This window comes from Streptomyces pratensis (assembly GCF_016804005.1).
GTDB classification, from domain to species: domain Bacteria; phylum Actinomycetota; class Actinomycetes; order Streptomycetales; family Streptomycetaceae; genus Streptomyces; species Streptomyces pratensis_A.
Genome location: NZ_CP051486.1, coordinates 4,369,072 through 4,389,214 on the forward strand (window position 1 = coordinate 4,369,072; position 20,143 = coordinate 4,389,214).

17 protein-coding genes are annotated in these 20,143 nt (G+C 70.8%); 3 read left to right on the forward strand and 14 right to left on the reverse strand.

The genetic code is table 11. The features are described from left to right. Both HED23_RS17615 and HED23_RS17620 read right to left on the reverse strand, forming a co-directional pair. Window positions 1-1,158 (reverse strand): methyltransferase, encoded by a 1,158-nt coding sequence (locus HED23_RS17615; protein ID WP_203184343.1) that lies wholly within the window; start codon window positions 1,156-1,158, stop codon window positions 1-3. 71 nt (window positions 1,159-1,229) lie between these two features. Beyond that, the gene (locus HED23_RS17620) at window positions 1,230-1,442 is read right to left on the reverse strand and encodes a hypothetical protein (protein ID WP_203184344.1); all 213 of its coding nucleotides are present in this window, start codon (window positions 1,440-1,442) and stop codon (window positions 1,230-1,232) included. A gap of 211 nt (window positions 1,443-1,653) precedes the next feature. Here HED23_RS17620 and HED23_RS17625 point away from each other — a divergent pair, with 211 nt between their 5' ends. Further along, window positions 1,654-2,463 carry an endonuclease I family protein gene (locus HED23_RS17625; RefSeq protein WP_203184345.1) on the forward strand — a complete coding sequence of 270 codons (810 nt, stop codon included), beginning with the start codon at window positions 1,654-1,656 and terminating at the stop codon, window positions 2,461-2,463. A gap of 4 nt (window positions 2,464-2,467) precedes the next feature. On the opposite strand, the gene glsA is transcribed toward HED23_RS17625, so the two are convergent. Both glsA and HED23_RS17635 read right to left on the reverse strand, forming a co-directional pair. Beyond that, a complete protein-coding gene (gene glsA, locus HED23_RS17630; RefSeq protein WP_203184346.1) occupies window positions 2,468-3,820 on the reverse strand; it encodes a glutaminase A in 1,353 nt (450 codons plus the stop codon). Window positions 3,821-3,908: 88 nt separating this feature from the next. Beyond that, window positions 3,909-4,403, reverse strand: a complete 495-nt coding sequence (locus HED23_RS17635) for a DUF1269 domain-containing protein (RefSeq protein ID WP_203184347.1) — start codon at window positions 4,401-4,403, stop codon at window positions 3,909-3,911. Between the two features lie 136 nt (window positions 4,404-4,539). On the opposite strand from HED23_RS17635, the gene HED23_RS17640 reads away from it, so the two are divergent. Beyond that, window positions 4,540-5,655, forward strand: coding sequence for a chemotaxis protein (locus HED23_RS17640; RefSeq protein WP_203184348.1), 1,116 nt, complete (start codon window positions 4,540-4,542; stop codon window positions 5,653-5,655). 111 nt (window positions 5,656-5,766) lie between these two features. Beyond that, complete coding sequence (locus HED23_RS17645) at window positions 5,767-6,174, forward strand: hypothetical protein (protein ID WP_203184349.1); 408 nt, start codon at window positions 5,767-5,769, stop codon at window positions 6,172-6,174. Window positions 6,175-6,256: 82 nt separating this feature from the next. Here HED23_RS17645 and HED23_RS17650 read toward each other — a convergent pair whose 3' ends face one another. The 10 genes from HED23_RS17650 to fdh all read right to left on the reverse strand — a co-directional run bounded on the left by HED23_RS17650 (window position 6,257) and on the right by fdh (window position 20,087). Continuing rightward, window positions 6,257-8,644: a phosphoketolase gene (locus HED23_RS17650; RefSeq protein ID WP_203184350.1), complete on the reverse strand. Its 2,388-nt coding sequence runs from the start codon at window positions 8,642-8,644 to the stop codon at window positions 6,257-6,259. A gap of 22 nt (window positions 8,645-8,666) precedes the next feature. Continuing rightward, window positions 8,667-10,073, reverse strand: coding sequence for an NADP-dependent succinic semialdehyde dehydrogenase (locus HED23_RS17655; protein ID WP_203184351.1), 1,407 nt, complete (start codon window positions 10,071-10,073; stop codon window positions 8,667-8,669). Between the two features lie 148 nt (window positions 10,074-10,221). After that, window positions 10,222-10,683: an ATP-binding protein gene (locus HED23_RS17660; RefSeq protein WP_203184352.1), complete on the reverse strand. Its 462-nt coding sequence runs from the start codon at window positions 10,681-10,683 to the stop codon at window positions 10,222-10,224. 150 nt (window positions 10,684-10,833) lie between these two features. Continuing rightward, window positions 10,834-12,930 (reverse strand): xanthine dehydrogenase family protein molybdopterin-binding subunit, encoded by a 2,097-nt coding sequence (locus HED23_RS17665; RefSeq protein ID WP_203184353.1) that lies wholly within the window; start codon window positions 12,928-12,930, stop codon window positions 10,834-10,836. 43 nt (window positions 12,931-12,973) lie between these two features. Further along, entirely contained in the window at window positions 12,974-13,969 is a 996-nt protein-coding gene (locus HED23_RS17670) for an FAD binding domain-containing protein (RefSeq protein ID WP_203184354.1), read from the reverse strand. Next, window positions 13,966-14,538 (reverse strand): 2Fe-2S iron-sulfur cluster-binding protein, encoded by a 573-nt coding sequence (locus HED23_RS17675; protein WP_203184355.1) that lies wholly within the window; start codon window positions 14,536-14,538, stop codon window positions 13,966-13,968. Before HED23_RS17675 ends, HED23_RS17670 begins: the two co-directional genes overlap by 4 nt. A 41-nt stretch (window positions 14,539-14,579) precedes the next feature. Further along, window positions 14,580-14,915 (reverse strand): hypothetical protein, encoded by a 336-nt coding sequence (locus HED23_RS17680; RefSeq protein WP_238442285.1) that lies wholly within the window; start codon window positions 14,913-14,915, stop codon window positions 14,580-14,582. A 71-nt stretch (window positions 14,916-14,986) separates the two neighbouring features. Beyond that, window positions 14,987-15,913: an NrfD/PsrC family molybdoenzyme membrane anchor subunit gene (gene nrfD, locus HED23_RS17685; protein WP_203184357.1), complete on the reverse strand. Its 927-nt coding sequence runs from the start codon at window positions 15,911-15,913 to the stop codon at window positions 14,987-14,989. After that, window positions 15,910-16,818, reverse strand: coding sequence for a 4Fe-4S dicluster domain-containing protein (locus HED23_RS17690; protein WP_203184358.1), 909 nt, complete (start codon window positions 16,816-16,818; stop codon window positions 15,910-15,912). The genes nrfD and HED23_RS17690 overlap by 4 nt, the downstream gene beginning before the upstream one ends. Continuing rightward, window positions 16,815-20,087 (reverse strand): formate dehydrogenase, encoded by a 3,273-nt coding sequence (gene fdh, locus HED23_RS17695; protein WP_203184359.1) that lies wholly within the window; start codon window positions 20,085-20,087, stop codon window positions 16,815-16,817. The genes HED23_RS17690 and fdh overlap by 4 nt, the downstream gene beginning before the upstream one ends. Between the last annotated feature and the right edge of the window lie 56 nt (window positions 20,088-20,143).

The following is a 20,143-nucleotide window of genomic DNA, read 5'->3' on the forward strand; positions in this document are numbered from 1 at the left end:
TCAGCGCTTGACGGCCCGCAGGACGACGAACTTCGGGTCACCGGCGACCGTGACGCAGTTGCCGAAGATCCGGCGCAGCTGGGTGTGGTAGCCGAGGTGCCGGTTGCCGACGACCCACAGCTCCCCGCCCTGGCGGAGCGCGGCACGTGCTCCGTGGAACATGTTCCGGGCCGTGGCGTCGGTGACCGCCTGGTGCGAGTGGAAGGGCGGGTTGCTGAGGACCAGGTCCACGCTTGCCGGGGGCGTGTCCGCCATCCCGTCTGCGATGAGGAAGTCGGCCTTGGCGTCCGGCCCGGCGTTGTCGCGGAAGGTCGCTTCGGCCGAGGCGACGGCCTGGTACGACTCGTCGATGAAGGTGACGGTGGCGTCGGGGTTGGCGAGGGCCGCCGACGTACCCACGACGCCGTTCCCGCAGCCGAGGTCCACGACTCGGTCGGGCCCCGTCCGCTCCGGGAGGTGCTTCAGGAAGAAGCGGGTGCCGATGTCCAGGCGCTCGGCGCAGAAGATCCCGGCGTGGTTGGTGACGGTGCGGCCGGAGACCGCGCCCACGTCGTCGGGCAGGTCGTAGCGGTACGGCCAGGGGCTGGGAGTCCTGGGCAGGGCAGGGTCCGGGGTGCAGAAGATGAGCCGCGCCTTCTTCACCGCGAGGGACGTCCGGGTGGGCCCGATGATCCGCTCGAAGAGTTTGAGCGTGGAGGTGTGGATCTCCTTCACCATGCCCGTTCCGATGACGACGGTCCCCGCGTGCACGGCGGGCGCGAGCCTGTGGAGCTGGTCCTCCAGGAGCGCGAGGCTCTTGGGAACCCGCACGAGCAGCAGGTCCACACGCTCCGGCGGAGTGTCGCGTACCGACAGCATCCGCACCGAGTCGGACGCGGCGCCGTTGCGCGCCAGGTTGTCCAGGGTGGCCCGTCGGGTGAGGTACGAATCGGTGATCTGGACAGGTTCATGTGCGGCGAGGACGGTGGCGAGGGCTCCCCAGCGGTCACCGACCACGGCCACGGTGCCGGCCGGACGGATCGGCTCGCTCCCCTCCGCTCCCTCCAGCCGCCTCAGCAGGTACTCGTCGGCCGCATCCCACGCACGGAACGGGTCGCGCGGGTTCTCGGGAAAGCGAGCGAGGTCGAATTCGCCCTGTGACGTCGTCAAACGGTTCATATTCCGTTCAGGCTAACCGAGTGGCGGGAAGCGCCCCACACGCTCCCCGCCCCACGCGTGTCCCGCACGTCCTACGGCAGCCGCTTGTCCATGGCCGACCGTCCCTCCTCGGACAGTCTGCGCTCCGCCCACTTCAGGCTCTCGGGGGTCAGGTCCCGCCCGGAGGCGAGCACCAGATCCTCCGCGCTGGGCTGATCGTTGCCGCCGGTGTGCAGCAGACGGTCGGGAGTCACCCCCCGCACTTCCGGCACGGATACGGATACGGATTCGGACTCTTCGCTCATGCCGCCTCCTCGTCCTTGCGGCAATTCTCGCGCCGGAGCGGCATGCGCGCATCCGATGCCCGCGGAGTCCACGGACAAGCCGTCACTTGACCTATACATGATGAATACGCAACGTTCACACGACCGGCACCGTGCGTGTGGAAGCCTCTCGACCGAGCAGACAACGTCCGGCCATCACGACACCGTTCCGCCCCCGGAAAGGACACCCCACATGTCCAGTCGTCGCCGTTTCTACGCGCGTCCACTACTCGCGACAGCCGCCTCGATCGCAGTGCTCACCGGCCTCGCGTCCGCCGCGCCCGCCGCCACCCCCGCGACGTCCCCGGCCGCCGCACTCGACGACACCTACTATCAGGACGCCCTCGGCAAGACGGGCACCGCGCTCAAGGGCTCACTGCACACGATCATCAGCGACCAGACCAAGCTCTCCTACAGCCAGGTCTGGGACGCGCTCAAGGCCACCGACGAGGACCCGGCGAACTCGTCCAACGTGATCCTCCTCTACACCGGCCGGTCCCAGTCCAAGAGCGATAACGGCGGCAACACGGGCGACTGGAACCGGGAGCACGTGTGGGCCAAGTCCCACGGCGACTTCGGTACCGCGACCGGCCCGGGGACCGACATCCACCACCTGCGCCCCGAGGACGTCCAGACCAACTCCATCAGGGGCAACAAGGACTTCGACAACGGCGGCAGCGCCGTGTCGGGGGCGCCTGGGAACCTCACCGACAGCGACTCCTTCGAACCGCGCGACGCGGTCAAGGGAGACGTCGCCCGGATGATCCTCTACATGGCGGTGCGCTACGAGGGCGACGACGCCTTCGCCGACCTCGAGCCCAACGACCGGGTGAGCAACGGTTCCGCCCCGAACATCGGCCGGCTCTCCGTACTGAAGCAGTGGAGCCAGGAGGACCCGCCGGACAGCTTCGAGCGGAACCGCAACGAGGTCATATTCGACCGCTTCCAGCACAACCGGAACCCGTTCATAGACCACCCCGAGTGGGTCGAGGCCATCTGGTAGGGGTTCAGACCGGTCCGGCCACGGCCTGCGCACAGTGCTCGGCGGCCTCCTCGCGGGAGCCGAAGCGCGGCAGGTCCTGGCCGGTCCCCTCACGGACCAGGTCCGGGGGACCCAGCCGGTCCCCCGGATCGACCACGGCCGCACGCCGCCCTTCCCGGGCGAGCCGGGACAGGCCGGCGTGCAGCAGCGCGAGGGCGAGCGAGTCGGCCCCGGTCACCTCACGCAGGTCGAGGACCACCGGATCGGCACGCTCCGGGCCCGACTCGTCCAGGGCGTGGAGTACCCGCTCGGCGGCGGTGAAGTCCAGGGCCCCCTGGGCGGCGACGACGCCCACCCGTTCGTGCAGCGCGCGTTCCCGACGCCCGGACGGTGCCGAGGGCAGCACATCGGCTGTGGTGACCAGTGTGACGGTGGAACCGGGCAGCGCCGGATTCTTCATGAGGTGGAGCCCGAGACGTTCCGAGACTGCGCCGAGCGCCGCATGGCCGCGGACCGAGGTGCCCGCCGCGTCCAGCAGCGGGCTGTACGCCGCCAGGCCGAAGCGCGCCGGGCCTGCGGCGATCAGGCCGCCCGAAACGCCGCTCTTGGCGGGCAGCCCGACCCTCAGCAGCCAGTCGCCCGAGGCGTCGTACATCCCGCAGGTCGCCATGACCGCGAGGACCTGCGCCGCGACCTCGGAGGAGACGACGGTCTCCCCGGTGACCGGGTTGACCCCGCCGTGCGCGAGGGTGGCGGCCATCGCCGCGAGATCGACGGCGGTGGCGCGCACCGCGCACTGCCGGAAGTAGGTGTCCACCGCGGCCACGGGGTCGACGGGCAGGTTCCCCGTGCTGCGGATCAGATAGGCGAGCGCCCGGTTGCGGTCCCCGGTCACGGCCTCGGAGCCGTACACGTCCTCGTCGACATCCAGCTTCCGCCCGGCGAACCGGCTCAGGCAGGTCAGGATGCGCTGGAACGCGGGATCCGCGCGGCTGTCGGGGACCAGGGCGGTGGTGACGATGGCACCGGCGTTGACCATCGCGTTGGCGGGCCGGCCGGTGCCGGGTTCCAGGCTGATGGCGTTGAATGCCTCGCCGCTCGGTTCGGCACCCACCCAGCGGCTCACCTCTTCGAGGCCCAGGGAGGCCAGCGCGAGGGCGTAGACGAAGGGTTTGGACACCGACTGAAGGGTGAACGGAGTGTCCGCCGCGCCGGCCCTGTAGGTGTGGCCGTCCATGCTGACGAGGGCGAGACCGAAGTCGTCGGGATCGGACCTGGCCAACTCCGGGATGTAATCGGCGCGTCGGCCTTCACGCAGACCGAGGAAGCGTCCATGGAGATCGCGCAGCGCGTCCGTGACGGCATCGGAGGCACTCACAGGGCCGCCACCGGATGCCGTACGGGCCCGCCCGGAGGACGGCACACGGGACCGCCCGTCCGGCCGGTGAATGGCTGCCCCTCCCCCGTCACTCCGCCTCGTCGCCGAAGATCTCGCGGAGCTTGGCCTCACGCTCGGTGTCGAGGTTGCTGTGCAGCAGCTCGGCGCCGCCGCCCGGCAACGACTCACTGATGCGGCTGGGCACCTCGTCGAGGGTGAGCAGGAAGAGCGCCGATGTTCCCGGCGTCACCTTCTCCTTGACCTCGGCGATGAAGTCGTCGTCGATGCCGACGTCGGCGAGCTTTCCGCCCAGCGCACCGGCCGCGGCGCCGATGGCGGCACCCAGCAGCGGCATCAGGAAGATCAGCCCGAAGAGCATTCCCCAGAAGGTGCCGCTCAGCGCCCCCGCGCCGACGAGGTTGATCAGCTGCTTGGTCTTCGGCTTGGAACGCTCGGCCGGCCAGGTCACGACGGCCGCGTCGAGAATCTTGACCAGCCCCTCCTTCTGGAGGGACTTCAGGGACGTCTCCACGCTCTCCGCGCCCTCGGCCGTCCGGAACTTCCACACCGTGAGCGTGGACATCGCATGTACCTCCGGAAGAGTGGGGGAATAATTCGCCCATACTAGGATCAAAAGGTATGTATTGACTCGTCGAACGACCGCTCTCACCCAGGGGCGGCTCTAGCACCGCGGAACCCGAACCCTCCGGGAGGGAACGATGGATACGGACGCCCTGACGCCCGGCCTGCTGCAGGAACTTCGCGCGACCAGGCCCTATCCGGCGCTGTCCCTGACGATGCCGACCCACCGCCGGGCACCGGACAACGCCCAGGACGCCGTACGGCTGCGGAACCTCGTGGCCGAGGCGGGCAACCGTCTGGACACAGACCCCCGGGTGACCCACGAGGCCCGTAGCGCGGTGAAGGCGCAGCTGGACCGCGCGGTCGCCGAGGTCGATCAGCGCCGCGCCTTGGAATCCCTAGTCATCCTCGCCGACGCCGACGAGTACCAGATCTGGCAACTGCCGCGCACAGCACCCGAACGGGTGGTGCTCAGCGACAGCTATCTCACCCGGAACCTGGTCGCGGCGAAGGCGGGAGCCCAGCTGTTCTGGGTCCTCAGCCTGTCCGCGGAACACGCGACCCTGTTCTCGGGCACGAACGACGGCCTGCAGTCCGAGCCGAGGAACGGGTTCCCGCTGTCCGCGCCGCACGAGGAGCCCAACCCTCAGCGCGAGGAGCGGATCGGCGACACCCCGAGCACCTACAGCAGCGAGGACACGCGCAACTTCATGCGCACGGTCGACGACGAGCTGCGCGGGGTCCTGGCCGCCGACCCGCGCCCACTGTTCCTCGTCGGCCTCGCCCCCGGACTCTCCCTGCTCGACGAGGTGGGCGAGAGCGCGAAGCCGGCCGTGAGCAGGGTCGCGAAGGGGACGACCGCGGACACGACCGCGCCGGAGCTGGCCAACGAGCTGGGCCCGGCCCTGCGGGACTGGCGGAAGCAGACCGCGGCCCGGATCCAGGACCGGCTCGACAACGCCCACAGCGGGCGCTCCTTCGCCGGCGGGCTCGACGAGGTGTGGCTGGCCGTGCGGGAGGGCCGTGCGGGACTGGTCGCGGTCGAGGAGCACTTCGAGCAGACGGTCAGGGTCACGGACGGTCACCTGGAGCCGGTCGGCCCGGAGGCCACACCGGCCGCGGACGGCCAGGTCCGCGAGGACATCGTCGACGAGCTCGTCGAGGCGGCGTTGGACAAGGGCTGCGAGGTGGCTTTCGTCGCCGACGACTCCCTCGCGGACCACGGCAGGCTGGCAGCCGTTCTGCGGTTCTGACCGCGTGTCCCTACGTGAGGATTATGTGAATTTTGTCTAGGTTTGGCGCTCCGAAGTCGATCTCACTGCGTTGATCCCACTGATCACGCCGTGCACGAAGGAGAGCCATTCATGGACCGATTCAGGCGCGCGTCGGCGGCAGCCCTGCTTGCAGCGGTGGCTCTGGCCGGTGCGGTGGGCGGGGCCGCCGCGTCGTCCGGTGTCCCCGCACCGCCGTCCGGGGAGCGCGCACAGGACCTGGCCACACGGCCGGCCCTCTCCGCGCACGCGACCACGCGCACCGTGGAGGCCTGGGAGGAGTTCCGTATCCACGGCTCCGCCCGCAACGTCTCGTCCGGCACCCCGGTCACCCTGCAGCAGAGGCAGGGCGATCGCTGGGTGACCCTGCCCGCCACGATGAGGACCGCCGGTTCGGGCGAGTACAGCCTGCGGGTGAAGCTGGGCATGAAAGGCGAGAACGCCCTACGGATCGTCGGCGGCGGCGCCGTCTCGCCGGTCCTCCGCACGACCGTGAGCTGAGCGTTCACCCCACGTGATCCGGCCGGCCCGCTTCTTCGGGGGCCGGCCGGATCACGTGGGGCGGAGCACGGCTCCCCGGCGTTCAGCCCTCCCAGGTCCAGTCGGCGACCTCGGGCAGATCCGTGCCGTGTTCCCGGATCCAGTCGTGGTGACGTGTGCGGGCGTCCGCCATCGCCTGCCGGACGGCGACAGCGCGGACGCCCAGGCCGGGTACCCGGTCGACCACGTCCATGACCAGCCGGAAGCGGTCCAGGTCGTTGCGGACCACCATGTCGAAGGGCGTGGTGGTGGTCCCCTCCTCCTTGTAGCCCCGGACGTGCAGATGAGCGTGTCCCGCGCGCCGGTACGCGAGTCGGTGCACCAGCCACGGGTATCCGTGGTAGGCGAAGATCACCGGCTTGTCCCGGGTGAAGACGGAGTCGTACTCCGCGTCCGGCATCCCGTGCGGATGCTCCTCGTGCGGCAGCAACCGGGTCATGTCGACCACGTTCACCACACGTACGGCGAGCTCCGGGAGGTGGCGCCGCAGCAGCCCGGCAGCGGCCATCGTCTCCAGCGTGGGTACGTCGCCGGCGCAGGCAAGCACGACGTCGGGCTCACGGCTGCCGTCCTCCGTGCCGGCCCATTCCCACACGCCGACGCCGCGCGCACAGTGCGCGCGGGCCTCTTCGAGGGTGAGCCAGTCGAAGCCCGGCTGCTTGCCGGCGACGATCACGTTGACGTGGTCACGGCTGCGCAGCACGTGGTCGGCGGTCGACAGCAGCGTGTTGGCGTCCGGCGGCAGGTACACCCGGACGACCTCGGGACTCTTGTTCAGGATGTGGTCGACGAAGCCGGGGTCCTGGTGCGAGAAACCGTTGTGGTCCTGGCGCCAGACGTGTGAGGTGAGCAGGTAGTTGAGCGAGGCCACGGGCGCACGCCAGTGGAGGCGGCGCGAGGTGCGCAGCCACTTGATGTGCTGGTTGACCATAGAGTCGACGATGTGGGCGAAGGCCTCGTACGAGGAGAACAGGCCGTGGCGTCCGGTGAGGAGGTACCCCTCCAGCCAGCCCTGGCACAGGTGCTCGGAGAGCACCTCCATCACCCGGCCGTCGCGTGCCAGATGCTCGTCGGTCGGGAGGATCTCCGCCTGCCAGGCCTTGCCGGTGGCCCCGTAGAGGGCGCCCAGCCGGTTGGACTCGGTCTCGTCGGGGCCCACCACGCGGAAGTTCCTGGTGCCGGCAGTGGCCGCCATGACGTCTTCGAGCAGCCCGCCCAGGATCCGGGTGGGCTCGTGCAGTACGGTCCCCGGCTCGTCGAACCGCACCGCGTGGTCCTCGAGAGGCGGGAGGGGGAGATCCCGCAGGAGCAGCCCGCCGTTGGCGTACGGCGTCGAGCCGAGCCGAGCGGCGCCCTCGGGAACGCACTCCAGGACCTGCGCGGTGGGCCGGCCCTCGGAGTCGAAGAGTTCCCCGGGCCGGTAGGAGCGCATCCACTCCTCGAGTTGGCGCAGATGGCCGGGGTTGTCCCGGACCCCGGGGAGGGGGACCTGGTGGGCCCGCCAGGTGTTCTCGACCGGGAGTCCGTCCACGTCCTCGGGCCCGGTCCAGCCCTTGGGGGTGCGCAGCACGATCATCGGCCAGCGGGGACGTACGGAGGCGCCTTCGGCGCGGGCGGTGCGCTGGTACTCGCCGATGCGGTCCACGGCGAGGTCCATGGCGGCGGCCAGTGCGCGGTGGACCGCGGCGGGCTCGTCCCCCTCGACGTACACGGGATCGTGGCCGTACCCGCGCAGGAGTGCGTCGAGTTCTTCCTCGGGCAACCGTGCGAGCACCGTCGGATTGGCGATCTTGTATCCGTTGAGGTGGAGGATCGGGAGGACCGCTCCGTCGTGCACGGGGTCGAGGAACTTGTTGGAGTGCCAGGACGCGGCGAGCGGCCCCGTCTCCGCTTCTCCGTCCCCGACGACGCAGGCGACCAGCAGTTCAGGGTGGTCGAAGGCCGCGCCGTAGGCGTGGGTGAGGGCGTAACCCAGTTCGCCGCCCTCATGGATGGAGCCCGGAGTCTCGGGGGCCACGTGACTGGGCACACCACCGGGGAAGGAGAACTGCTTGAACAGCGCGCCCATGCCGGCGCGATCGCGGCTGACATCCGGGTACGTCTCCGAGTAGCTGCCCTCCAGCCAGGAGTTGGCGAGGACGGCGGGACCGCCGTGACCCGGTCCCCAGACGCAGAGCGCCTGCTGGTTCCGGGCCTTGACGATCCGGTTGAGATGCGTGTGGACCAGGTTCAGTCCGGGCGAGGTGCCCCAGTGGCCGAGCAGCCGCGGTTTGATGTGCTCGGGGGCCAGCGGCTGCTCCAGCAGGGGGTTGGCCATCAGGTAGATCTGGCCGACCGCCAGGTAGTTGGCGGCCCGCCAGTGCGCGTCGAGTGCCGCGATCTCGGTGTCGGACAAAGCGGATGCCCCGGACGGTGTTCGGGCCTCGGTCATGAGACGTCTCCCAGGGGCATGGCTAGCGGGCGTCCGATTCGGGTCCGTACCAGACGGTGGTGGCGTTGCAGAACTCGCGGATCCCGTGGCCGGCCAGTTCCCGCCCGTAGCCGGAGCGCTTCACCCCGCCGAAGGGCAGCGCGGGGTGGGAGGCCGTCATTCCGTTGAAGAAGACCCCGCCGGCCTCCAGGTCGCGCACGCAGCGGTCCATCTCGCCCTCGTCGCGCGTCCAGACGTTGGAGCTGAGGCCGAACGGGGTGTCGTTGGCCAGCTCCACGGCCTCCTCCAGGTCCGCCACCCGGTAGAGCGTCGCCACCGGGCCGAAGGTCTCCTCCCGGTGGATGCGCATGTCCGGGGTGATCCCGGTGAGCACCGTGGGCTCGTAGAACCAGCCACGGTCCAGGCCCTCGGGCCGACCCCCGCCGCACAGTGCGGTGGCGCCCTTGCCCAGGGCGTCCTCGACGAGTTCCTCGAGGTCCGTGCGTCCCTGCTCGCTGGAGAGCGGCCCCACGTCGGTGGTCTCCTCCAGCGGGTCGCCGACGCTCAGGGCGCGCATCCCCGCGGTGAACCGCTCGGTGAACGCGTCGTACACGTCCGCGTGGACGATGAAGCGCTTGGCGGCGATGCAGGACTGTCCGTTGTTCTGGACACGGGCGGTCACCGCGGTGCCGGCGGCCTTCTCGACGTCCGCCGAGGGCAGGACGAGGTAGGGGTCGCTACCGCCGAGTTCCAGCACGGTCTTCTTCACCTCGTCGCCCGCGACGGAGGCGACCGAGCGGCCGGCCGGTTCGCTGCCGGTGAGCGTCGCCGCGGCGACCCGCGGGTCGCGCAGTACCGCCTCGACGGCGCCCGAGCCGATGAGGAGCGTCTGGAAGCAGCCGGCGGGGAAGCCGGCCCTGGTGAACAGGTCCTCGATGTACAGGGCGGTCTGGGGCACGTTCGAGGCGTGCTTGAGCAGACCGGTGTTGCCCGCCATGAGCGCGGGCGCGGCGAAGCGCATGACCTGCCAGAGCGGGAAGTTCCACGGCATCACGGCGAGTACGACGCCCAGTGGCCGGTAGTGCACCCGGGCGCGGGAGGCACCCGAGTCCTTCACGTCGGTTTCATCGGGGTGTTCGTCGGCGAGGAGGCGCTCGGCGTTGGCCGCGTACCAGCGCATGGCCTTCGCGCACTTGGCGGCCTCTGCGCGGGCGGCCTTGACCGGCTTGCCCATTTCGGTGGTCATGGTACGGGCGATGTCCTGCTGGTCCTCGTCCAGGAGGTCCGCCGCCCTGTTCATCAGGCGGGCGCGTTCGGCGAAGTCCGTGGTTCGATGGCTGAGGAACGCGCGGTGTGCGGCGGCGACCCTTCGCTCGGTCTCCTGCTCGTCCAGTGCGTCGAATGTCCTGAGCGTCTCGCCGTTCGCGGGATTGACCGTCGCGATGGGCATGGCAGTGCCTCCTTGCGTTGTTCTTCGACCGTGCCGCGCCACGCCGTGAAGCGCAACGCGACCCTCACGCACACGTACCCGGCCGGCGCGGATCATGCGTGCTGCGGGCACGCCGTCCGCGCCGGCCGGGTCGGCACCGGGCTGTTCGTCACACGAGTTCGGTCACGGGGCTGCCGAGGTGGGTACGGCCGCCGGGGAGGGGCGTGTCCGGAAGCAGTCCGGTGGTGCACGGCGCCTCGGCGTAGCGCGTGAACCACACGACCTTGCCGTCCGCGGTCCGGCAGGTGCCCCAGCTGTCGCTCAGGGCCATGACGCGGCTGAGGCCGCCGCCACCGCCGTCGAGCAGCCGGGGCATCCGGGCATCGTCGTCGGCCACGGACACCGTCAGGTGGCGGCCGGTCCAGCGGAGCTCGACGACGCACGGTGCGTCGTCACCGACGTGTCGCTGGACGTTCGTCAGGAGTTCCTCCGCGGCCCGGCACACCGGCCGGACGTGCAGGTCGAGACTCCAGTGACGAAGGTGTGCGGCCACTATGCGCCGCACCTGGGAAATGCGCTCTGCCGACACCTGCAGTTCGACCAGGTAATGCCGGTCGAGTGGAACGGTCATCGTCGAGGCTCCTCATCGCGAGGCTCATGCTTCACCCCGTTCGAACCAACGAGCCCCGAATACGAAGCGTGAGCGGCAATCACTTCTGGGTCACTCATCAGGGTGACCCGGGGAGGCCGGTTGCGCAACCGAAGGGGTCCGGAGCCGGCATCACGGCAGGTAGGGCAGCACTTTGTCCGGGGTGAGGGGGAGTTCGCGCAACCGGGCGCCGGTGGCGTGCCGCACCGCGTTCCCGATCGCGGCCGCGGTCCCGACAATGCCGATCTCGCCGATGCCCTTGCTGCCCATGGGGTTGAGATGCGGGTCGTCCTCCTCGATCCAGTGCGCCTGGACGTCGGGCACGTCCGCGCAGGACGGCACGTGGTAGGAGGCGAGGTCGCTCTCGGTGAAGTCGCCGAAGACCGGGTCCATGGTGCTGCCCTCCGTCAGGGCCATGCCGAGGCCCATGACCATGCCGCCGATGAACTGGGAGCGTGCCGTGCGGGAGTTGAGGATGCGTCCGGCGGCATATACGCCGAGCAGTCTGCGTACCCGGATCTCGCCGGTGAGGGAGTCGACCCCCACCTCTGCGAAGTGTGCGCCGAAGGCGTGCCGTGCGTACGGGGACTCCTGCGCCGTCTCCTCGCCGGTGTCGGCGGTGACGCGGATGCCCTCCGGCGGGAGCGGCCCGGTGTGCTGGGCGAGCCGGCGCACCAGGGCGGAGGCCGCCTTGTGCACCGCGGACCCCCAGGAGGCCGTTCCCGAGGAGCCGCCCGCGACGGGGGCGGTGGGCAGATCACTGCTGCCGATGTCGATCGTCACGCTCTCCGGGGGCGCGCCCAGGACCGAGGCGGCGATCTGCGCCAGGACGGTGCGGGCGCCGGTGCCGATGTCGGTGGCGTTGACGCCGATGCGGTAGGAGCCGTCCGGAGCGGCCTGCGCCGAGGCCGCGGACCTCGAGACGAGTACGGGGTACGTCGCCGAGGCGACCCCGGTGCCGAGCAGCCAGGGCCCGTCCACGCCGGTGGCGGGCTGCGGGTCCCGGCCGTACCAGCCGAAGCGCCGGGCTCCCTCGCTCAGACAGGCCGCGAGGTTGCGGCTGCTGAACGGACGCCCGCTGTCGGGTTCGGTCTGCGGTTCGTTGCGCAGCCGCAGCTCGACCGGGTCGATCCCGAGTGCGGACGCCAGTTCGTCCATGGCCGACTCCAGTGCGTACATGCCTGAGGCCTCCCCGGGTGCGCGCATCCAGGAGGGGCTGGGCACGTCGAGTGCGGCCACCCTGTGTTCCGTGCGGCTGTGGGGCGAGGCGTACATGACGCGGGCGGGCACCGCGGCCTGCTCGACGAACTCCTTGATCCGCGAGGTGTGGGTGACGATCTCGTGGGAGACGCTGGAGAGGACGCCGTCGCGGTCGGCGCCGAGACGTACCCGCTGCAGCGTGGGCGCGCGGTGTCCGACGATCGCCGCCATGTAACGCCGGGGCAGGGCGAGCTGGACGGGGAGCCCGGTGTGCTGTGCCGCCATCGCGGCGAGGACGGCCTGGGGACGCGGAGTGCCCTTGGAGCCGAAGCCTCCTCCGACGTGTTCGGAGATGACGGTGATGCGGGCGCGCTCGAGCCCGAGGGCCGCGGCCAGGCTGTTGCGCACGGCGGTGGATCCCTGGCTGGAGTCGTGGACGGTCAGGTGTCCGTCGGCCCACCGGGCGGTGGAGGCGTGGGGTTCCATGGGGTGGTTGTGCAGCCCTGGCAGGGTGTAGGTGGCATCGATCTGCACGGGTGCGGCGTCGAACGCTCGCATGGCGTCGCCGCGTCGGCGCACGCCCGGGTGGCCGCCGTTCGCCTCATCAGGGGTGTAGAGGCCCGGGTGGTCCCCGGTGAGGACGACGTCGTGTCCGCTGGTGGCGTACTCGACGTGAACGGCCGCCGCGCCGGCCCGGGCGGATTCCGGGCTCTCCGCCAGCACGAGCGCGACGGGCCAGCCCCGGTGCGGCACCCGGCTGTCCTGGAGCACGGCGAGGATCGGGTCGTCGGGCTCCTTCAGCCGCGGCGCGTTGTCGTGGGTCAGGACCGTGTGCACCCCGGGTACCGCGACTGCGTCGGCGGTACGGATCGCGGTCACGCGACCGCTCGGGACGGTGGCGGGGACGATCCAGCCGTACAGACAGCCGGGCTCGGAGTGCTCCGCGGCGTATCGGGCGGTGCCGGTGACCTTGTCCCGGCCCTCGCGGCGGACGACGGGCGCACCCAGCGCCTGAGGGGAGTCGCTCATGACGGAAGTCCTCGGTTCGTCGGGGTGTGCGGAGGCGGGCGGATCAGGCCTGTGCGGCCCGGCCGGTGAGTTCGGCGAGGGCGCCGACGGCCAGCCTGCGGGCCAGGTCGACCTTGAAGCCGTTGTCGCGCAGGGGCCTGGCCGCTGCGAGTTCGGCGTCAACCGCCCGCGCGAACGTGTCCCCGGTCGCGGGGGCGCCGCGCAGCAGGTCCTCGGCGACCCGGGCACGCCACGGCCGGTGCGCGAGCCCTCCGAAGGCGAGCGAAGCACGGTCGACGTGCCCGTCGCGCAGGCTCAGCACGGCCGCGACGGAGGCCAGTGCGAAGGCGTACGAAGCACGGTCCCGGGCCTTGCGGTAGAGACAGACGGCACCGGCGGGAGGCGGCGGCAGCACCACTTCGGTGATCAGCTCACCCGGGCGGATCACAGTGTCCTGGTCAGGGTTGTCGCCGGGCAGCCGGTGGAAGTCGGTCACGGGCACGGTCCGCTCCCCCTCGGGCCCCCGCAGCTGCACGGTGGCGTCCAGGGCCGCGAGAGCGACCGCCATGTCGGACGGGTTGGTGGCGACGCAGTCCTGCGAGTGACCCAGCACCGCGAGATCGCGGTGCGCGCCCTCCCGCGCCGGACAGCCCGAGCCGGGAGTCCGCTTGTTGCAGGGCTTGGAGACGTCCTGGAAGTAGGGGCACCGGGTGCGCTGGAGCAGATTCCCGCCGGTGGTGGCGGTGTTGCGGAGCTGCCCGGAGGCACCGGCCAGGAGCGCCTGCGACAGGGCCGGATAGCCGTTCCGTACGTCGGGGTGGGCGGCGAGGTCGCTGTTGCGCACGGTCGCACCGATCCGGAGACCGCCGTCGTCCGTCCGTGTCACACGGTCCAGCGGCAGCCGGCTGACGTCGACGATCAGACCGGGCGACTCCACCCCGAGTTTCATAAGGTCCACGAGATTGGTTCCGCCGCCGAGGAACCGGGCGCCGGGATGCCCGGCACCGGCGCGGACGGCTTCGGCGACGGAGGCGGGACGCAGATAGGCGAAGGGTTTCACGGTGCCACGTCCTCGATCGCTTCGACGATGTGCGGGTAGGCGCCGCACCGGCAGATGTTTCCGCTCATCCGCTCCCGGATCTCGTCCGGGTCGAGGGCGAAAGGCCCTGCGGCGGCGAGCGCGGCCCACGGGGTGACGTGCGAGGGGAAGCCGTCCTCGGCCTCGCCGAGCATGCCTGCCGCCGAGCAGATCTGGCCCGGGGTGCAGTAACCGCACTGGAGCGCGTCCCTCTCCAGGAAGGCCGACTGCAGTGGATGCAGCCGGTCGCCCTCGGCGAGTCCTTCGACGGTTGTGATGTGGGCGTCCTCCTGGGCGACGGCCAGCAGCAGGCAGCTGTTGGCGCGACGGCCGTCGACGAGCACGGTGCAGGCTCCGCACTGGCCGTGGTCGCAGCCCTTCTTGGCTCCCGTGAGCCCGAGATGCTCCCGCAGGGCGTCCAGCACGGTGGTGCGGTGGTCGAGCGTCAGCGTCTGCGCGGTGCCGTTGACGTGCAGGGTGAGGGTCGAGCGCTCGTCGGCGGGTCGCAGCCGTCCGCCGTCGCTGTCGTCGTTCGCGGGAGTGGTGTCCATGTACGTGTGTGCCTTCCGGAGCTCGGTTCGCGTGGAGTTGGTCAGGCGGCGTCGCGGCTTTCCAGCCGGAGCCGGACCTCCTGTTCCTGGTCCCCCGAGGCAGTCCCCACGACCTTGACCGTGAAGGTGTCCGCCAGGCGCCGACGGAGCCGGTCGACCGCCCAGTAGCCGCCCTGTGCCTCCACGGTCACCGGACCGGAGAGCTGTGCCGACTGCGTGCCCTCCCGCATGTCGGAGACGTCGACGGTCACCGTCCATACGGTCGGGCGGGTCCTTGATGCGTCCTCGGGGGCATCGTCCGCCGTCCGGTCGGAGGCGAAGGAGCGGCGCAGCACATCGAACACGGTCCGCGCGTCCTGTGCCGGGCACCCGGTCATCTCGACGACGACGTCGCCGCTCTCCTGGTGGTCCTGCGTCTGTACGTCCGGGTTGTTCACCGTGGGTCCTTTCACTTGCTGTGTGCGGTGCGTCGTGCCACGGCCTCACGCTGGGGGCCGACGGTGTGGGCGGGGTCCTCGGCGGAGGCGATGCCGGCGGCGAAGACCCCGAAGCGGGTACAGGCGGAGCCGGCCAGCAGAGCGAGCCCCGCACCGGCCGCGGCGGCGCGGCTGCGGTGCCCGAACAGAACGGCGCCCGCTGCACCGGCCGCGGTCAGTGCGCGCGCGGCACGCATCAGCGTTCCGGCCCTGCCTTCCTGGTAGGTGACCGCGACGGTGTCCAGGCGCCGTTCGACCGCCCGGAGTGCGGCCACGTCCGCGAGGGCCGCGAGCGCGGCCGCGCATCGGGCCGGGGCGTTCTCGTGGAGAGGCCCCACGGCCAGCGCCATGCCGGAGGCGGCCCCGGTGGCCGACGCCGCGAAGAGGTAGGGAAGTTCGCGGTGTACGCCGTGCCAGGCGGGTACGGCCGTGTCGGCCGCGAGGACCGCGGTGTAGGTGGCGAGTGCCGGGCCGAGCAGGGCGGCTGCCGTCGTGGCTGCGGCACCGGCCTTCGGGAGCCGGCCGGAGGCGGCGCAGAGCGCGGCCGCCCCGGCGGCCGGGCCGTAGGCGGAGAGCAGCCAGGACCCCATGCTCATCGGGGAGGTGGGCTTGAAGACGCGCAGCATGTTGGGGAAGCGTGATGGTCTGCCGAGGTCGTGGATGAGGGCTGCCGCGGAGAGGCCGACGGCTGTCAGTGAGGACACCTTGAGCGCTGTCGCGGTGGTGGTGCGTCCGGTGAGCTGGGCACCGGCCGCGAGAACGGACCCAGCGCCGGCCAGTCCTCCGAGGAAGAAGTATCCGGCGATGTCCTGGGCCGACCAGGAGGGCGCCTTGATGACCGGGCGTCCGTAGTAGGAGTCGGGACCGGCCGCCGGGGTTCGCGACGTGTCCGGGGTCATCGGCGCGCCTTCCTTCGGGTGAGTGCTGGAAGCACGAAGGACAGCGCGGCCGATCCGGCCAGCGACAGCGCGGCGATCCCGGCGTGGCGCCACATGGCGGGCAGGTCGCGGGTGGTCACGACCGGATCCGGGGGGAGCCCGTAGACCTCGGGCTCGTCGAGGAGCAGGAAGAAGGCGCCGTCCCCACCCACCCCGTTGTCCGGTTCATGGCCGTAGAGCCGTGCCTCGGTGACCCCGGCGTCGTGCAGCTGTTCCACCCGCAGCGCGGCGCGCTCACGCAGCTCGTCGAGCGGGCCGAACTGGATGGACTCGGTGGGGCAGGCCTTGGCGCAGGCGGGTTCCTGTCCGGCGCCGAGGCGGTCGTAGCACATGGTGCACTTGAACGCGCGTCCGTCCGTGGGGCGTTGCTCGATCACCCCGTACGGACAGGCGGGAACGCAGACGCCGCATCCGTTGCAGATGTCCTCCTGGACGACGACCGTGCCGAATTCCGTGCGGAAGAGCGATCCGGTGGGACAGACGTCGAGACAGGCGGCATGGGTGCAGTGCTTGCACACGTCGGAGGACATCAGCCAGCGCATGCCCGTCGCTTCCGCCGGGCCCCCCGCCGCGCGGTCCGGCTCGACGAGCGGCAGCATGGTGCGTCCGGACGGCGTCGGCTGTTCGACGAAGGCGACGTGCCGCCAGGTCGACGCGCCGAGTCCACCGGTGTTGTCGTACGACATGCCGGTGAGCGTCAGTCCGTCCTCGGGAATGGCGTTCCACTCCTTGCAGGCGACCTCGCAGGCCTTGCAGCCGATGCAGACGGAGGTGTCGGTGAAGAAGCCGACGCGTGGTGGGGCGTTTGTGTGGCCCGCGTCCCGTGCCGGGTCCTGGCCGGTTCCGCTGTACAGGTCGTCCCTCACGTCGTCTCCTGCGTTCCGGTTGTCTCCGAGATCCCTGCCCGGCTGCGGTATTCCGCGACCATCTCCGGGAGTGCGGGGCCCCTGGGCCGGCGTCCGGGACGGATGTCGGCGGTGAGCGCCTTGTCCTCCTGGATCAGGCCGTTGGGGTCGAGCGCGATCGCGACGAGTTCGTTGGCGGCGTCGCCGGTGGCGATGCCGTTGGGTCCCCAGTGGAACGGCAGCCCGATCTGGTGCACGGTCCGGCCGTGCACGGTGAGCGGGGTGATCCGGCCGGTCACCATCACGCGGGCCTCCACTGCGTTACGGGCCGTGACGATCGTGGCCCAGCCACCGTGTTCCAGCCCGCGTTCGGCGGCGAGCTGTGGCGAGACCTCGCAGAAGAACTCGGGCTGAAGTTCGGACAGATATGGTGACCAGCGGCTCATCCCGCCCGCCGTGAAGTGCTCGGTGAGGCGGTGGGTGGTGACGATGTACGGGTAGACGTCCGCGCCCGGCTCGTCGCCGCTCGGGTGGTAGCGGTTGCCCTCGCGCCGGTGGAGCAGCCGGACCGGCGAGCGGGAGCGTGCGGGGTACAGCGCGTTCGTGAACGGCGAGTCCTGCGGCTCGTAGTGAGTGGGCAGCGGGCCGTCCTCGAGGCCCGCCGGGGCGTACAACCAGCCCTTCCCGTCGGCCTGCATGATGAACGGGTCGTCCCCGCGCAGCGCGTCGGGCCCGGTGGCACCGGGCGGCGGTACGTGATCGGGTGCGCGGTCCGGCACGAAGTCCGGGACATCGTGGCCGGTCCACTTCCGCTCGGCCTCGTCCCACCAGATGTAGGCCTTGCGGGCGCTCCAGGGTGTTCCGTCGGGTGCGGCGGAGGCACGGTTGTAGAGGATCCGGCGGTTGGCGGGCCAGGCCCAGCCCCATTCGGCGGCGACCCAGTCCTGCTCGGTGTGCGGTTTGCGGCGAGCGGCCTGGTTGACGCCGTCCGCGTACACACCGCAGTAGATCCAGCACCCGCACCGGGTCGAGCCGTCGTCCTTGAGCTCGGTGTAGGCGTTCAGCGGCGCGCCGTCGGGACCGTGCCCGTTGATCTCCGCGAGCACCGAGGCCGCGACCGGCTCCTCGAGCGGCCCCTCCACGGGATAGTCCCAGGTGAGGTCCTGCGGGGCCTTGTCCATCGGGTCGCCGGACGCGGCGAGCCGCTCCTTGATGCGGCGGCCCAGGTGGTAGGTGAACCAGAGGTCACTGCGCGCGTCCCCTTCGGGTTCGACCGCCGCGTGGTGCCACTGCAGCCAGCGGTTGGTGTTGGTGAAGGAACCGGACTTCTCCGTGTGCGAGGCCGCCGGGAAGAAGAAGACCTCGGTGCCCACGTCCTCGGTCCTCATCTCGCCGGTCTCGGTCTCAGGGCCGTCCTTCCACCAGGTCGCGGACTCGATGAGGGAGAAGTCGCGGACCACCAGCCATTCGAGTCGTGCCATGCCGAGCCGCTGCAGCCGCGCGTTGGCGGAGCCGACGGCCGGGTTCTCCCCCATCAGGAAATAGCCCTTGCACTCGCCGTCCAGCTGGGCCATCACCGTCTCGTAGGTGCCGTGCGAACCGGTGAGGCGGGGCAGGTGATCGAAGCAGAAGTCGTTCGCGGCCGTCGCGGCGTCCCCGTAGTAGGCCTTGAGCAGACTGACGAAGTAGGCCCGCATGTTGCCCCAGAAGCCCTTCTCCGTGCGGCTCGCCCCGATGAAGGCGTCCAGGTCCTCATGGGCGTGGGCGTGCGGCATCGGGAGATAGCCGGGCAGCAGGTTGAAGAGGGTCGGGATGTCGCTGGAGCCCTGGATGGAGGCGTGGCCGCGCAGAGCCTGGATGCCGCCGCCCGGCCGCCCGATGTTGCCCAGGAGCAGCTGGAGGACGCTCGCAGCCCGGATGCACTGGGAGCCGGTGGAGTGCTGGGTCCAGCCCACCGCGTAGGCGAAGGCACTGGTGCGGTCGGGCCCGGAGTTGGAGGTCAAGGCATCGCAGACCGTCAGGAACGCCTCGCGCCCGATCCCGCAGATCCTCTCCACCATCTCAGGGGTGTAGCGGGCGTAGTGGCGCCTGAGGATCTGGTAGACGCACCGGGGGTCCTGGAGCGTCTCGTCGCGCGGGGGCCACGGCTTCGCCTGGGGGCCGCCGGACCCGTGGGCCTCGGACTCGGCCGCCTCGTGGATCCGCTCGTGGTCCTCGGCGTCCTCGGTCCGGCGCTCGTACTGCTCGTCGACGTCACCCGAGGGCGCCTGGACGTCGGCGCCACGGTACTGCCAGGTCTCGGCGTCGTAGTGACGGCGCTCCTCGTCGAGACCGGAGAAGACGCCGTCGAGGTCCTCCGTGTCCCTGAATTCGTCGCCGACCAGCGTGGCCGCGTTGGTGTAGCTGAGGACGTACTCCCTGAAGTCCTTCTCCTCGGTGAGTACGTGGTTGATGATGCCGCCGAGGAACGCGATGTCGCTCCCCGCCCGGATCGGAACGAAAAGGTCGGCCAGTGCGCTCGTACGGGTGAAGCGCGGATCCACATGGATGATCCGGGCGCCGCGCGCCTTGGCCTCCATCACCCACTGGAAGCCGACCGGATGGGCCTCTGCGAAATTCGAACCCTGGATGACGATGCAGTCCGAGTGCTGGAGGTCCTGCATGAAGGTGGTCGCCCCGCCCCGGCCGAACGAGGTGCCGAGGCCGGCGACGGTGGAGCTGTGGCACACCCTCGCCTGGTTCTCCACCTGCACGATGCCGAGGCCGGTGAAGAGCTTCTTGATCAGGTAGTTCTCCTCGTTGTCCAACGTGGCCCCGCCGAGACTGGCGATGCCCAGGGTGCGTGCCGTACGGAGCCCTTCGTGCTCCCACTGCCAGGTCCTGCGCCGGGTCTCGACGACGCGGTCCGCGACCATGTCCATCGCCGTCCCGAGATCGAGCGGCTCCCAGTCGGTGCCGTACGGGCGCCTGTAGAGCACCTGGTGGCGGCGGGCCTGGCCGGTGGTGAGCTGGAGCGTCGCGGAACCCTTCGGGCACAGTCTGCCGCGGCTGACCGGCGAGTCCGGATCGCCCTCGATCTGGACGACCCGGTCGTCCTTGACGTACACCTGCTGGCCGCAGCCGACCGCGCAGTACGGGCAGACGGACTTGACCACGCGGTCCGCCGTGGACGTCCGGGGCCGCGCCTGCTCCGTCTTCCCCGACACCACGGCCCGCCCCCTGCCCAGAGAATCACCACCGGTCAGCTGCCGGTACACGGGCCAGCGGCCGAGCGGGTTACCTGCTCCCATGGCGTTTCCTCCAGCCGTCCGGGACTCACTCAAGGCTCACCCCACGGCTCCGTGTC